At 70.3% G+C, this 14,472-nt stretch carries 13 protein-coding genes and 1 pseudogene; 10 read left to right on the forward strand and 4 right to left on the reverse strand.

The annotated features are described in order from the left end of the window. Nucleotides 1-265: 265 nt before the first annotated feature. Nucleotides 266-949: a glycerophosphodiester phosphodiesterase gene (locus tag GQF42_RS30955; RefSeq protein ID WP_158925329.1), complete on the reverse strand. Its 684-nt coding sequence runs from the start codon at nt 947-949 to the stop codon at nt 266-268. A gap of 26 nt (nt 950-975) precedes the next feature. Next, on the reverse strand, nt 976-2,169 hold the full coding sequence (locus tag GQF42_RS30960) for an adenosine deaminase (protein WP_158925331.1): 1,194 nt from the start codon (nt 2,167-2,169) through the stop codon (nt 976-978). A gap of 31 nt (nt 2,170-2,200) precedes the next feature. On the opposite strand from GQF42_RS30960, the gene GQF42_RS47005 reads away from it, so the two are divergent. After that, the gene (locus GQF42_RS47005; RefSeq protein WP_267906152.1) at nt 2,201-3,022 is read left to right on the forward strand and encodes a DUF4190 domain-containing protein; all 822 of its coding nucleotides are present in this window, start codon (nt 2,201-2,203) and stop codon (nt 3,020-3,022) included. Next, nucleotides 3,019-3,204: a hypothetical protein gene (locus GQF42_RS30970; RefSeq protein WP_158925333.1), complete on the forward strand. Its 186-nt coding sequence runs from the start codon at nt 3,019-3,021 to the stop codon at nt 3,202-3,204. Before GQF42_RS47005 ends, GQF42_RS30970 begins: the two co-directional genes overlap by 4 nt. Here GQF42_RS30970 and GQF42_RS30975 read toward each other — a convergent pair. Further along, complete coding sequence (locus GQF42_RS30975; RefSeq protein WP_158925335.1) at nt 3,201-3,752, reverse strand: NADAR family protein; 552 nt, start codon at nt 3,750-3,752, stop codon at nt 3,201-3,203. The genes GQF42_RS30970 and GQF42_RS30975 overlap by 4 nt on opposite strands. A 210-nt stretch (nt 3,753-3,962) precedes the next feature. On the opposite strand from GQF42_RS30975, the gene GQF42_RS30980 reads away from it, so the two are divergent. The 8 genes from GQF42_RS30980 to GQF42_RS31015 all read left to right on the forward strand — a co-directional run bounded on the left by GQF42_RS30980 (nt 3,963) and on the right by GQF42_RS31015 (nt 13,716). Then, complete coding sequence (locus GQF42_RS30980) at nt 3,963-5,498, forward strand: gamma-aminobutyraldehyde dehydrogenase (protein WP_158925337.1); 1,536 nt, start codon at nt 3,963-3,965, stop codon at nt 5,496-5,498. Nucleotides 5,499-5,551: 53 nt separating this feature from the next. Beyond that, complete coding sequence (locus tag GQF42_RS30985; protein ID WP_158925339.1) at nt 5,552-6,799, forward strand: ABC transporter substrate-binding protein; 1,248 nt, start codon at nt 5,552-5,554, stop codon at nt 6,797-6,799. Between the two features lie 8 nt (nt 6,800-6,807). Then, a complete protein-coding gene (locus GQF42_RS30990; RefSeq protein WP_158925341.1) occupies nt 6,808-7,959 on the forward strand; it encodes an ABC transporter ATP-binding protein in 1,152 nt (383 codons plus the stop codon). Continuing rightward, nucleotides 7,959-8,897 (forward strand): ABC transporter permease, encoded by a 939-nt coding sequence (locus GQF42_RS30995; protein ID WP_158925343.1) that lies wholly within the window; start codon nt 7,959-7,961, stop codon nt 8,895-8,897. Before GQF42_RS30990 ends, GQF42_RS30995 begins: the two co-directional genes overlap by 1 nt. Next, on the forward strand, nt 8,898-9,701 hold the full coding sequence (locus GQF42_RS31000) for an ABC transporter permease (protein WP_158925345.1): 804 nt from the start codon (nt 8,898-8,900) through the stop codon (nt 9,699-9,701). 36 nt (nt 9,702-9,737) lie between these two features. Beyond that, on the forward strand, nt 9,738-11,168 hold the full coding sequence (locus GQF42_RS31005) for an NAD(P)/FAD-dependent oxidoreductase (RefSeq protein ID WP_158925347.1): 1,431 nt from the start codon (nt 9,738-9,740) through the stop codon (nt 11,166-11,168). 146 nt (nt 11,169-11,314) lie between these two features. Beyond that, on the forward strand, nt 11,315-11,773 hold the full coding sequence (locus GQF42_RS31010; RefSeq protein WP_158925349.1) for a hypothetical protein: 459 nt from the start codon (nt 11,315-11,317) through the stop codon (nt 11,771-11,773). 128 nt (nt 11,774-11,901) lie between these two features. Then, complete coding sequence (locus tag GQF42_RS31015; protein ID WP_158925351.1) at nt 11,902-13,716, forward strand: chitinase; 1,815 nt, start codon at nt 11,902-11,904, stop codon at nt 13,714-13,716. An 85-nt stretch (nt 13,717-13,801) separates the two neighbouring features. Here GQF42_RS31015 and GQF42_RS47325 read toward each other — a convergent pair. Beyond that, nucleotides 13,802-14,359: pseudogene (locus GQF42_RS47325) on the reverse strand (phosphatase PAP2 family protein); the annotation flags it as partial. Nucleotides 14,360-14,472 lie beyond the last annotated feature (113 nt).

Below are 14,472 nucleotides of genomic sequence, written 5' to 3' on the forward strand. Positions count from 1 at the left end.
AACACCCCTGCCGTGCACCGGACTTGGCCCGCCAGACCGCGCCCTCGTAGGTGAAACCGCTGCAGCCCGGCGCCGTCGCTGGACCCGTGTCAGGGCCGCCGCCCGGCCGCTCGCCAGGTCGTGCACGGCCGCCCCGCCGGCCTCCGCCGCTGGCGTCGACCCGGATCCGCGCCGTCGGCGCGTCGGCGCCCGCAGACCGGTGGGCGCGGCCCGCAGCGCCCCGGCGTCCGGACCGGACCGTGTGACCTGTCCGGCGCCGGAGGACCTAGCGGGAGCGCAGTGCGTGCAGGGCGTCGACCCGGTTCGTCGTGATCGAGTCGACGCCCAGGTCCAGCAGGCGGCGCATGGCGCGGCGGGTGTCCGGAGTCCAGACGGAGAGCAGGTAGCCGTCGTGGTGGACGCGGGCCGCCAACTCCCTGCCTACCAGGGAGAAACGGTAGTTGAGCCAGCGCGGCCGGACCGCCTCGAGCAGTGCGGGCCGGGGTGGGGCCAGCGTCGTCCAGGTCAGGGCGATCTCGGCGGCCGGGTCGGCGGCACGTACGGCGAGCATGGCCTCGGCGCCCGCACAGTAGTGGACGCGGTCCTGGGCCCCGCTGTTCCGGATCACGTCCATGACCCGGTCCACCATCCGCCGCTCGACCCGCCCGCACAGGTCCACCATCACCCGGCTGTCCCCGGTCGCGGCCAGCGCCTCCGCGAGCGTCGGCACCCCGCCCGCCGTGAGCCCGCGCAGTTCCTCGGCGGACAGCGCGGCCAGCGGCCGGTCCAGTTCCCACAGCCGTTTCAGCGTCTCGTCGTGCAACAGCACGGGGACACCGTCACGGGTGAGCCGTACGTCGATCTCGACCGCGTCCGCGCCCTGGTCGAGCGCGGAACGCAGTGAGTCGACGGTGTTCTCACGGAAGCGGTAGGGGTCGCCGCGATGGGCCACGGCGGTCACGGTCTGCATGGCCCCATTGTGGCGGGGCCGCAGGGTCAGCGGGCGAGCCAGGTGGTGGTGTACGTGTCGATCTCCGCCGCGATCCGCGCCTTGCCCGCCGGGTCGTGGAAGGACGCCTCGACGGCGTTCTTGGCGAGGTCGGCGATGCCGCGCTCGTCCAGGTCCAGCAGCCGGGCGGCCACCGCGTACTCGTTGTTGAGGTCGGTGCCGAACATCGGCGGGTCGTCGGAGTTGATCGTGACCAGCACTCCGGCCTCGACGAACTCCCTGACCGGGTGCTCGTCCAGGGTGCGCACCGCGCGGGTGGCGATGTTGGAGGTCGGGCAGACCTCCAGCGCGATCCGGTGCTCGGCGAGGTGGGCGAGCAGCTTGGGATCCAGCGCGGAGCTGGTGCCGTGCCCGACCCGCTCGGCGCGCAGCTCGATCAGCGAGTCCCACACGGTCTCGGGTCCGGTCGTCTCCCCGGCGTGCGGCACGGAGTGCAGACCGGCGGCGATGGCCCGGTCGAAGTAGGGCTTGAACTGGGGCCGGGGTACGCCGATCTCGGGCCCGCCGAGCCCGAACGACACCAGGCCCTCCGGCCGGAACCGGTCGTCGGTGGCAAGCCGCGCCGTCTCCTCGGCGGAGTCGAGACCGGCCTCGCCCGGAATGTCGAAGCACCAGCGCAGCACGGTCCCGAACTCGGCCTCGGCCGCCTTGCGGGCGTCCTCGATGGCCGCCATGAAGGCCCGCGCGTCGATCCCGCGCCGGGTCGAGGAGTACGGGGTGAGGGTCAGCTCGGCGTACCGCACCTGCTGCCGGGCCAGGTCACGGGCCACCTCGTAGGTCAGCAGCCGGACGTCCTCGGGGGTGCGGATCAGGTCGACCACCGACAGATACACCTCGATGAAGTGCGCGAAGTCGGTGAAGGTGAAGTACTCGGCCAGCGCCTCGGGGTCGGCGGGGACCTTGGAGTCGCGGTGGCGGGCGGCCAGTTCCGAGACGATACGCGGGGAGGCCGAGCCGACGTGGTGGACGTGCAGTTCGGCCTTGGGGAGGCCGGCGATGAAGGTCCGCAGATCGCGGTCGGCCACCCCGGAGGCGGGTGCGGTGCTGTGGTCGGTCAAGGGGTCCTCCCCGGGACGGGCGCCCGCGGAACCGGGTCCGTGGTGCGGGCGGAGTGATCGGCTGATCGGTTGCGCCGGATCATCGTAGGCCCCGGGCCGCCCGGTCCGGGCTGCCCGTAGCATGACGGCACGTCCAGCAGAGGGGTCCTTCACCATGTCCGACGAGGTGCCGTCGTCCCTGCCACCGGAGCAGCGCCCTGCAGGTGACCGGCCCGCCTCGCCCCGGGTGTCCCTGGGCAAGACCGCGGACGCCCAGCCGGCGTCCCCGCAGGACCCGGCTGCGAGCCCGGGCACCGGCCCCGGCCCGGTCCACCACCGGCAGACGTGGGCCAACCTGTCCACCGACGCCGTCCCCTCACCCTGGGCCCCGCCCACCACCGGCACCGCGTCCCCGGCCGCCCCGTTCGCACCCCCGGCGGCCCCCTTCCCCCCTTCGACGGACGCCTTCGCTCCTCCGTCCAGCACCCCGCCCCCGCACCCGTACGCCCCGCCGACCGCCGCCGTGAACGCGTTCGCCCCACCGAACCCCTACGCACCGCCCGTCGGACAGCACCCCGGTCCGGAGCCCGTGCCCCCGCCGCCGATCGGCCCCGACGGCCCCGGTCAGGTGCCGTACGGCTACCCGGGCATGGCGCCGGCCCACGGCTACCCCGGCGGCGGGCTCCAGCAGCCGTACCCCGCCGGGTACCCGGCGGGGTACGGCTACGGCTGGCCCGGTATACAGCCGCTCCCGAGCAACGGCATGGGCACCGCCGCCCTGGTGTGCGGCATCCTGTCGACGGTCGGCTTCCTGCTGTGGCCGGTGGCCCTCGTGCTGGGCGTCCTCGCGGTGATCTTCGGCGCGGTCGGCCGCGGCAAGGCGAAGCGGGGCGAGGCCACGAACGCCGGGACGGCCCTGGCGGGGCTGATCTGCGGAGCGGTGGGGATCGTGCTGGTGCTGGGCCTGTTCGCCTTCTTCATCGCTGTCCATAGGTGAGCAACCCCAGGGCGACCGGCCCGAGCGCGTTCGACCTGAGCGTGACCGGCCTCAGCGCGATCGGTCTGAACGCCACCGACCCGAGCGCGCCCCGCCCGACAGCGGCGCCGGGCCGCATCCATGCGGACCGGTTCCGGTCCAGGCAGGCCGGCTCCGATCCGGGCCCGCCGTTCCCGATCTAGGCCAGCCGGTCCCGCGCCTCCATGAGCGCGAACCCCAACAAGTTCAGCCCCTTCCAGCGCTGCGGATCCAGCGCCGCCTCGTCCGTCGCCGCGAGCCCGATCCCCCACACGCGGTCCACCGGGCTCGCCTCCACCAGCACACGCTCACCGGTGCCCAACAGGAACCCGCGCAGCGCCTCGTCGGCCGCGAACTTGTGCACGCTGCCCTCGACCACGATCCGGAACCGCTCGCGCTGCCATATCTCCTCGTCGAACCCCCGGACCAGCCGCCCGGCCTTCTTCGCCTGAGCGGGATGCCCTGCGGCCAGCACCCCGCGCTCGGCCTCCGCGTCCTCGAAGAGCCTGGCCTTGCCCGCCATCATCCAGTGCTCGGCCGTCGCGTACTCGACACCGTCGACCACGAACGGTGACGGCCACCACTGGCTCAGGCAGCCCGGACCGATGCTGCCGTCCTTCCTCGGGCGGTGCCCCCAGAAGTGGAGGTACCTGATGTGCGTCCCCGCCCGGACCTCGCTGATCAGGGCTTCCACCCCGTCGATCTTCCCCATGCACGCGAGTCTGGCACGCACCACTGACACTCCGTCCGTCCTTTTCCACCCCGACTCGACACCTGGTCGACAGATTTCGTCGCGTAACCAAAAGGCAACAACGGAATCACTTGTTGGAGTCCACTTGCTCTGTCAGGATCGGCACTCAAATCGAGCTGGAGCTACGCCACCCACCCCCCCGGGACGGGGCGCACGGCGGAGGAGAGCGACATGCACAACCCGGGCATTGCCACCCCGGAACGATTCCCCGCACAGGACCGATTCGCCGATGGCGCACAGTTCATCGCGGGCCGGCTGACCAAGGGGACCTCGGGCCGCACCCATGCCGTGGTCGACCCCGCCACCGGTGAAGAGGTCTACACCTACGAGCTGGCCGGCGCCGACGACGTCGACGCGGCGGTGGCCGCGGCGCGCGCGGCGTTCCCCGGCTGGTCCTCGGCCACGGTGGGCGAGCGCTCCGACGCCCTGCACCGCTTTGCCGCCGTGCTCGCCGAGCGTGCCGAGGACTTCGCCCGCGCGGAGTCCCTGCAGTGCGGAAAGCCGCTGAAGCTCACCCGTGAGTTCGACGTGCCGGGGACCATCGACAACACCGCGTTCTTCGCGGGCGCCGCCCGGCACCTGCAGGGACAGTCCGCGGGTGAGTACTCCGGCGACCACACCTCCTACGTCCGCAGGGAACCCATCGGCGTCGTCGGATCCATCGCCCCCTGGAACTACCCCCTGCAGATGGCCGCCTGGAAGATCCTCCCGGCGATCGCCGCGGGCAACACCATCGTGCTCAAGCCCGCCGAGCTGACCCCGCTCACCTCGCTGCTGTTCGCCCAGGCCGCCACCGATGCCGGAATTCCGGACGGGGTCGTCAATATCGTCACGGGTACCGGCAGGGAGGCCGGGGAGCGTCTCGTCGGCCACCCCGACGTCGCCATGACGTCCTTCACCGGGTCCACGGCCGTCGGCAAGCGCGTCGCCGAGATCGCCACCGCCACCGTCAAGCGCCTGCATCTGGAGCTGGGCGGCAAGGCCCCCTTCGTCGTGTTCGACGACGCCGACCTGGAGGCCGCCGTCCACGGCGCCGTCGCCGGATCGCTCATCAACACCGGCCAGGACTGCACGGCCGCCACGCGCGCGTACGTGCAGCGCCCGCTGTACGAGGCGTTCGTGGAGCGGACCGCCGCCCTGATGGAGACCGTGCGGCTGGGGGACCCCTTCGCTCCCGGCACCGACCTCGGGCCGCTCATCTCCCACGTCCAGCGGGACCGGGTCGCAGCCTTCGTGGACCGGGCGCGTGGCTACGCGCGCGTGGTGACCGGCGGCGAGACCCCCAAGGGCGAGCTGGAGAGCGGCGCCTACTACCGGCCGACGCTGATCGCCGACGCGGCCCAGGACAGCGAGATCGTCCAGTCCGAGATCTTCGGGCCGGTCCTGGTCGTCCTGCCGTTCGACAGCGACGACGACGGGATCCGGCTGGCCAACGACACCCCGTACGGCCTCGCCGCCTCCGCCTGGAGCAGCAATGTCTACCGTGCGAACCGCGCCACCCGCGAGATCAAGGCGGGCTGTGTGTGGATCAACGACCACATCCCGATCATCAGTGAGATGCCGCACGGCGGATACAAGGCCTCCGGCTTCGGCAAGGACATGTCGGCGTACTCCTTCGAGGAATACACGCAGGTCAAGCACGTAATGTTCGACAACACCGCGGTGGCCGCGAAGGACTGGCACCGCACCGTTTTCGGGGACCGCTAGCAACCGCCCGGCCACCGACAAGGCCGACCCCTCCCGAAAGGTCACCCACGCGCATGGAGCACTACGAGCCCCACCGCCTGAACCCGGCCGAAGCGGCTGCCACGTGGCGCAGTCCGCGCGGCGTCCGCACGGCCATGACCCGCCGGTCGCTGCTGCGTGCCTCGGCGGGCGGCGCGCTCGCGGTCGGCGGACTCGGGGCGCTGAGCGCCTGCGGGATCCCCGCGGCGGCCAAGAACCAGGGCGGCGTCTCCGCCGACGACCACTCGGCCACGGAGAAGATCGTGAACTTCTCCAACTGGCCCGAGTACATCGACGTGGACCAGAGCGGCAAACGCCATCCCACGCTCGACACGTTCGCCAAGCGGACCGGCATCCAGGTCACGTACACCGAGGACATCAACGACAACGACGAGTTCTTCGGCAAGATCCAGCCCGAGCTGGCCGCCGGCCACGACACCGGCCGCGATCTCATCGTGCTCACCGACTGGCTGGCCGCCCGCATGATCCGGCTGGGCTACGTCCAGAAACTGGACGCGTCCAACCTGCCACACGCCTTCGCCAACCTGTCGGACCAGTTCCGGGCCCCCGACTGGGACCCGGGCCGCGCCTACTCGTACCCCTGGCAGGGCATCTCGACCGTCATCGCCTACAACAAGAAGGCGCTCGGCGGCATCGAGGTGAAGTCGGTCTCCGACCTGCTCGACAACCCCGGGCTCAAGGGCCGGGTCGGCTTCCTGACCGAGATGCGCGACACCATCGGCATGACCATGCTCGACATGGGCAAGGACCCGGCGAAGTTCACCGACGACGACTACGACGCGGTGATCGCCCGCCTCCAGAAGGCCGTCGACAAGGGACAGATCCGCCGCTTCACGGGCAACGACTACACGTCCGACCTCACCAAGGGCGACTTCGCCGCCTGTCTCGCCTGGGGCGGCGACATCGTCCAGCTCCAGGCGGACAGCCCGGACGTCGGCTACGTCATCCCCGACAGCGGCTACATGACGTCGACGGACAACCTGCTCATCCCCAACCGGGCGCGCCACAAGGCGAACGCCGAGCGGCTCATCGACTACTTCTACGAGCCCGAGCCCGCCGCCGAGCTGGCCGCCTACATCAACTACGTGAGCCCCGTCGCCGGAGTGGCGCCCTATCTTGCGAAGATCGACGCTTCGGCGGCGAAGAATCCGCTGATCATTCCCGACAAGGCCATGCAGGCCAAGGGCCATGCCTTCCGTGCTCTGACGCAGCAGGAAGAGACGGCCTACCAGCAGAAGTTCTCGAAGCTCACAGGGGCGTGACGACGACGATGACGACACCAGACAACAGCGGCGACGTCCGCCTCTCCGGTATCAGCAAGACCTACGACAACGGCTTCACCGCGGTACAGCCGCTCGACCTGACCGTGCCGCAGGGCTCCTTCTTCGCCCTGCTCGGCGCCTCCGGCTGCGGCAAGACCACCACCCTGCGCATGATCGCCGGCCTGGAGGAGCCCACGACGGGCGCCGTCCACCTCGGCGACCAGGAAGTGACCCACCTGCCGCCGTACAAGCGGCCGGTGAACACCGTCTTCCAGTCCTACGCCCTCTTCCCGCACCTCGACATCTTCGAGAACGTCGCCTTCGGTCTGCGCCGGCGCGGCATCAAGAGCGTGAAGAAGCAGGTCGAGGACATGCTGGACCTCGTGCAGCTCGGCGAGCAGGCGCGCAAGAAGCCGCACCAGCTCTCCGGCGGCCAGCAGCAGCGCGTCGCCGTCGCCCGCGCGCTGATCAACCACCCCAAGGTGCTCCTGCTCGACGAGCCGCTCGGCGCCCTCGACCTCAAGCTGCGCCGCCAGATGCAGCTCGAGCTCAAGCGCATCCAGACCGAGGTCGGCATCACCTTCGTGCACGTCACGCACGACCAGGAGGAGGCCATGACCATGGCCGACACGGTCGCCGTGATGAACGCGGGCCGCGTCGAACAGCTCGGTGCACCGACCGACCTCTACGAGAACCCGAACACCACCTTCGTCGCGAACTTCCTCGGCACCTCCAACCTCATCGAGGCCGAGGTCGACACGGAGAACGGGGACGACATCGTCCTCAAGGCCGGAGGCGGCAAGCTGGTGCTGCCCAAGGCGCGATGTTCGGCGCACACGAAGACCGGCGGCAAGGTGCTGGTCGGCGTCCGCCCCGAGAAGATCTCCCTCACCCACGCCGACGACGCGGGCGAGATACCCGAGGGCCGCAACCGCCTCACCGGCAAGATCGCCGACGCGAGCTTCATCGGTGTCTCCACGCAGTACGTGATCGACAGCCCGGTCTGCGACGAACTCGCGGTCTACGTCCAGAACGTGGAGCGCGACCGCCGCCTCGTGCCCGGTGCCGACGTCGTCCTGCACTGGAGCCCGGCGCACACCTTCGGCCTGGATGCCGCCCAGGACATCGACGCGGGCACCGAGGAAGAGGCGGCCGCCTGATGTCGACACTCACCGAAACCGAGGCGCCTCCGCCTCTGTCCTCCGCAGCCGAACCGGGGGCCAAGCCGCCGCGCAGGCGCGGCCGGTTCACGCCGTACTGGCTGCTGCTCCCCGGCATCCTCTGGCTGGTCGTCTTCTTCGCGCTGCCGATGATCTACCAGGCCTCCACCTCCGTGCAGCAGGGCTCCCTGGAGGAGGGCTACAAGGTCACCTGGCACTTCGCGACCTACTGGGGCGCGCTGAGCGAGTACTGGCCGCAGTTCCTGCGCTCGGTCTTCTACGCGGCAGCCGCGACCATCGGGTGCCTGCTGCTCGGCTATCCGCTGGCCTATCTCATCGCCTTCCGGGCCGGCCGCTGGCGGAACCTGATCATGATCCTGGTGATCGCGCCGTTCTTCACCAGCTTCCTGATCCGCACGCTGGCCTGGAAGACGATCCTCGCCGACAACGGCCCGGTCGTGCACACCCTGAACTCGCTGCACGTCCTGGACCTCACCAACTGGCTCGGCTGGACGGCCGGCGACCGCGTCCTCGCCACACCGCTCGCGGTGGTGTGCGGACTGACGTACAACTTCCTGCCGTTCATGATCCTGCCGCTGTACACCTCGCTGGAGCGGATCGACGGACGGCTGCACGAGGCGGCCGGCGACCTGTACGCGAGGCCCTGGACCACCTTCCGCAAGGTGACCTTCCCGCTGTCGATGCCGGGCGTGGTCTCCGGCACGCTGCTGACCTTCATCCCGGCGGCCGGTGACTACGTCAACTCCGAACTGCTCGGCTCCACCGACACCCGCATGATCGGCAATGTCATCCAGACGCAGTTCCTGCGCATTCTGGACTATCCGACGGCCGCGGCCCTGTCCTTCATCCTCATGGCTGCCATCCTGGCCATGGTCACGATCTACATCCGCCGGGCCGGGACGGAGGATCTGGTCTAAATGCCCTTCGCCAACTGGCTCAAGCGTCAACTCGTCGTCATATTCGGGCTCCTGACGCTCGCCTATCTGCTACTGCCCAACGTCATCGTGACGGTGTTCTCCTTCAACAAACCCAAGGGACGCTTCAACTACGAGTGGCAGCGGTTCTCCCTGGACGCCTGGAAGCAGCCGTGCGGCGTCGCCGACATGTGCGGCTCGCTCTCCATCAGCCTCCAGATCGCCGTCTGGGCGACGATCGGTGCCACGATCCTCGGCACGATGATCGCCTTCGCGCTGGTCCGCTACCGCTTCCGTGCCCGCGGCGCCGTCAACTCGCTGATCTTCCTGCCGATGGCGATGCCCGAGGTCGTCATGGCCGCCTCGCTGCTCACCCTGTTCCTCAACATGGGCGCCCAGCTCGGCTTCATGACGATCCTGATCGCGCACATCATGTTCTGTCTGAGCTTCGTCGTCACCGCGGTCAAGGCCCGTGTGATGTCGATGGATCCGCGTCTGGAGGAGGCCGCCCGGGACCTGTACGCCGGCCCGGTGCAGACCTTCGTGCGGGTCACCCTGCCCATCGCGGCACCCGGAATCGCCGCGGGCGCGCTGCTGTCCTTCGCGCTGTCCTTCGACGATTTCATCATCACCAATTTCAACGCCGGCTCGACGGTCACCTTCCCCATGTTCGTCTGGGGTTCGGCGCAGCGCGGAACCCCGGTCCAGATCAATGTGATCGGCACGGCCATGTTCCTCGTCGCGGTCGTCATCACGCTGGCCTCGATGCTCATCAGTAATCGCCGTAACAACAAGCAAAAGGCATAGGCCTTTTCAGGAAAGCCCTCGTAGGGAGTTGAAATCATGGCCCCAAGCGCCATGAGCCGTGGCAAAGACAACTGGATCGCCTCTCTCTCCGAAGCCCAGCCGGTCCCGTACTGGCTGGAAGACCCTGGAAAGCCGCACGCCGCGCCGGCCCTCACCGGCACCGACACCTGCGATCTGCTGGTCGTCGGCGGTGGCTACAGCGGGCTGTGGACCGCGCTGAACGCCAAGGAGCGCGATCCGCAGCGTGATGTGGTGCTCCTGGAAGGCCGCGAGGTGGGCTGGGCCGCCTCCGGTCGCAACGGCGGCTTCTGTGCCGCCTCCCTCACCCATGGCCTGCCCAACGGCCTGACCCGCTGGCCCGACGAGATCGGGAAACTGGAGGAGCTGGGCCGGCGCAACCTCGACGAGATCGAGGCCGCGCTCGCCCGGCACGGCATCGACTGCGACTTCGAGCGCACCGGCGAGATCGACGTCGCCACCGAGACCTACCAGGCCTGGGAGCTGAAGGACTGGCACCGGGAACTGGCGGAGAAGGGCCTCGCGGACGGCGTCGAGTTCCTGGACGCCGACGCCGTGCGCGAGGAGGTGCACTCGCCCACCTTCCAGGCGGGCCTGTGGGACCGGCGGGGCGTGGCCATGCTGCACCCCGCGAAGCTGGCCTGGGGCCTGAAGAAGGCCTGCCAGAAGCTCGGCGTACGGGTGTACGAGCACACGCCCGCGCTGACCCTGCGGAGCTACGGCGCCGGTATGGCCGTACGCACCCCGTACGGCCAGGTCCGCGCCCGCCACGTGGCGCTCGGCACGAACATCTTCCCGAGCCTGCTGCGCCGCGTGCGTTCCTACACCGTGCCGGTCTACGACTACGCGCTGATGACCGAGCCGCTCGACGCCGGCCAACTGGCCTCGATCGGCTGGAAGAACCGACAGGGGCTGGGGGACAGCGCCAACCAGTTCCACTACTTCCGGCTGTCCGCCGACAACCGCATCCTGTGGGGCGGCTACGACGCGGTCCACCACTACGGCGGCCGGGTGCGCGCCGAGTACGACGACCGCCCGGAGACGTACGCCAAGCTCGCGGGGCACTTCTTCAGCTGCTTCCCGCAACTGGAGGGCGTCCGCTTCACCCACGCCTGGGGCGGCGCGATCGACACCTGCTCGCGCTTCTCGGCGTTCTTCGGCACCGCGCACCAGGGCAGGGTCGCCTACGCGGCCGGTTACACCGGGCTCGGCGTCGGCGCCACCCGCTTCGGCGCGGACGTGATGCTGGACCTGCTGGACGGGGAGCGCACCGAGCGGACGGAGCTGGAGATGGTCCGCAAGAAGCCGCTGCCGTTCCCGCCGGAGCCGTTCGCCTGGACCGGGATCGCCCTCACCAAGTGGTCCCTGGCCCGCGCGGACGCGCAGGGCGGCCGCCGCAATCTGTGGCTGCGCACGATGGACCGGCTGGGGCTGGGCTTCGACAGCTGAGGTGTCCCGTCTTGGCCGTCGCCGCCGGGCCGCTGTGTGATACAGCTCACTCGACGAGGCGTGCGGAACCCGCGTAATGCCCGCGGAAGGCCTCCCTCTCTCCTGCTGACGCGACCGCGTCGACAGGAGTAGAGGGAGGCCTTCTGATGACTGGGGCGAAGACGGCCGTCGAATGGCTGGCATCCGTGGCACCGGATCCCGAGGCCTGCCGCTGGGCATGGGAGCGCAGTCCCCTCGGGGTCGCGCTGCTGCCCGCCGGCAGGGCCTGGGACGTGCTGATCCTGCCCGGTGACCTCGGCTATCCGACCCTGGACGTACTCACCCGGATCCTCGACCGGCCCGGCCCGGTGCTCGCCGACTTCGGTGACAACCGGGTCGGGTTCTTCGTTTCCCCGGGCACTGCGGCCCGCTGGGTCGGCACCGGCATCCGCGCCGCCGGGTCCGGCACCTGGATCGTCGTGCCGCACCCGGGCCGGACGACCCGGGGAGTGCGCTGGCTGGTGCCGCCGGACGGCTCGGGCACGCTGACGGACGCCGCGCTGCTGGAGCTGGCGATGCACGAGGCGGCGGCGGGGCCGGTCGGGGGTGGAGGCAAGGGCGGGTAGGTCCTGCGGGCGGACGTCCTGCCGCGGGCGTGCCCGGACACCTTGACAAGAGGATTGGTCTGGACCAAGTTGAGTGCGCTCCATGCTCCACGCCCCACCCTCCAACTCCCCCGGCACCGGAGGCCCTTGTGGACCGCGCCAGACCTCCCAGATCCCTCGTCGCGCTGCTCACGGCCGCACTGCTGGCCGTGCCCGGCCTCACCGCGCTCTCGTCGGCCGCCCGTGCGGCCGACGCGGACGTCATGACGAACGGCGGGTTCGAATCCGGCCTCGACGGCTGGAGCTGTACGGCCGGTACGACCGTCGGCTCGCCCGTGCACAGCGGGAGTTCGGCACTCCAGGCGACCCCGGCGGGCAACGACGACGCCCAGTGCACGCAGACGGTGAGCGTCCAGCCCAACTCGACGTACACGCTGTCCGGTTACGTCCGCGGCTCCTACGTCTACCTCGGCGCGAACGGCACCGGCACCACTGACGTCTCGACCTGGACCCAGTCCGCCCCCGACTGGCAGAAGCTGAGCACCACCTTCACCACCGGCGCCGCCACCACCCACGTGACCGTCTACACCCACGGCTGGTACGGCACCGGCGCCTACAACGCCGACGACATCTCCCTCGTCGGCCCCGGTGGCAGCGGCACCGGCACCGGACAGCCGCCCGCCGCGCCCGCGGGCCTGACCGCCGGGTCCGTCACCTCGTCCTCCGTGGCCCTGTCCTGGTCGGCGGTGACCGGTGCGACGAGCTACACGGTCTACCGCGACGGTGTGAAGTCCCAGACCGTGAGCGGCACTTCGGCCACCGTGACGGGTCTTTCGGCGGCGACGGCGTACAGCTTCCAGGTCACCGCGAGCAATGCCGCGGGGGAGTCCGCGAAATCGGCGGTCGTGACGGCGACGACCGGCTCGGGCAGCGGCGGCGGCTCCACCGGTCTGCCGACCCACGCCCTGATCGGCTATCTCCACTCGAGCTTCGCCAACGGGTCCGGCTACACCCGCCTCGCCGACGTCCCCGACAGCTGGGACGTCATCGACCTGGCCTTCGGCGAGCCGACCTCGCCCACCTCCGGCGACATCCACTTCAACCGCTGCCCGGTCACCGACTGCCCGAACGCCGAGTCCGACGCCGACTTCAAGGCGGCCATCAAGGCCAAGCAGGCGGCCGGCAAGAAGGTGCTGATCTCGATCGGCGGTCAGAACGGCCAGGTCCAGCTGACCACCACCGCGGCCCGCGACACCTTCGTCTCCTCGGTCTCGAACATCATCGACACCTGGGGCCTCGACGGCCTGGACATCGACTTCGAGGGCCACTCGCTGTCCCTGGACACCAACGACACGGACTTCAGGAACCCGACCACACCGGTGATCGTCAACCTCATCTCGGCACTCAAGACCCTGAAGGCCAAGTACGGTTCCAGGTTCGTGCTGACGATGGCGCCGGAGACCTTCTTCGTGCAGAACGGCTACCAGTACTACGGCACCGGGAAGTGGGGCGGCCAGGACCCGCGCTGCGGGGCCTACCTCCCGGTCATCCACGCCCTGCGCGACGACCTCACCCTGCTGCACGTCCAGGACTACAACTCGGGGCCGATCATGGGCCTGGACAACCAGTACCACTCCATGGGCGGCGCCGACTTCCACATCGCCATGACCGACATGCTGCTCACCGGCTTCCCGGTCGCGGGCGACCCGAACAACGTCTTCCCGCCGCTGCGCCCGGACCAGGTGGCGATCGGCATGCCGGCGTCGACCAACGCGGGCAACGGCTACGTCGCGCCGTCCGAGGTCACGAAGACTCTGGACTGCCTGACGAAGAAGACGAACTGCGGCTCCTACCAGACCCACGGGACCTGGCCGGACCTGCGGGGTCTGATGACGTGGTCGGTGAACTGGGACCGCTACTCGAACTGGGAGTTCCAGAAGAACTTCGACGCGTACTTCGGGTGAGGCCGTCGTCCCGGACGGCACCGGGCACGAGGGACAGGGCGGTCAGCAGCACGGTGCACAGACACCAGCTGGCCGCCACGTCCAGCGGCCAGTGATAGCCGTGGCGGACCAGGCCGTACGACACCCCGAGGACCAGCAGCGCGCAGCCGGTCACCAGGAGGCGCCGGGTGAGGGCGGAGCGGAGCCAGGGGATCAGGAGCAGGGTCGCGGAGCCGTAGGCGATGGCCGCGGTCGCCGTGTGCCCGGAGGGAAAGTAGCCGACGGCCGGGGGCACCACGGGGGTCCCCGGCCGTGCGGTCCAGTCCTTGAGCGGAACGATGACCGCCGGGACGAGCGCCATCAGGACGGCCGCGGCGGCGGGCGGCAACCACCAGCGGGGCGCGCCGGCGGCCCGGCCGCGCCACAGGACGTAGCCAAGGACGAGGACGAGGACCGGGACGGCGACCTCGATGTTGCCCAGGTCGGACAGGATCTCGGAGAACCGGTCCGGATGGACGAGCGTCCGGCTGAGGTGGGCGTCCAGGCGCAGCAGCGGGCCGTGGGCCAGGACCTGCCAGGTGCACAGGGCGAAGAGGACGGCCGGGAGGACCAGGAGCGGGGCACGGCGGACTACGGTCGACACGGCGCCCAGCTTGGCAGACATACGCGGATGCGCGGGGAAGGAGGTCGGCCGCCCCGGAACAGGGGGGGTGGTTCCGAGGCGGCCGTCCGGATCGGAACGTCGCGCGCCCCGGGGGGTTTGGGGCGGCGACCGTC

Source organism: Streptomyces broussonetiae, from assembly GCF_009796285.1.
Lineage (GTDB): Bacteria > Actinomycetota > Actinomycetes > Streptomycetales > Streptomycetaceae > Streptomyces > Streptomyces broussonetiae.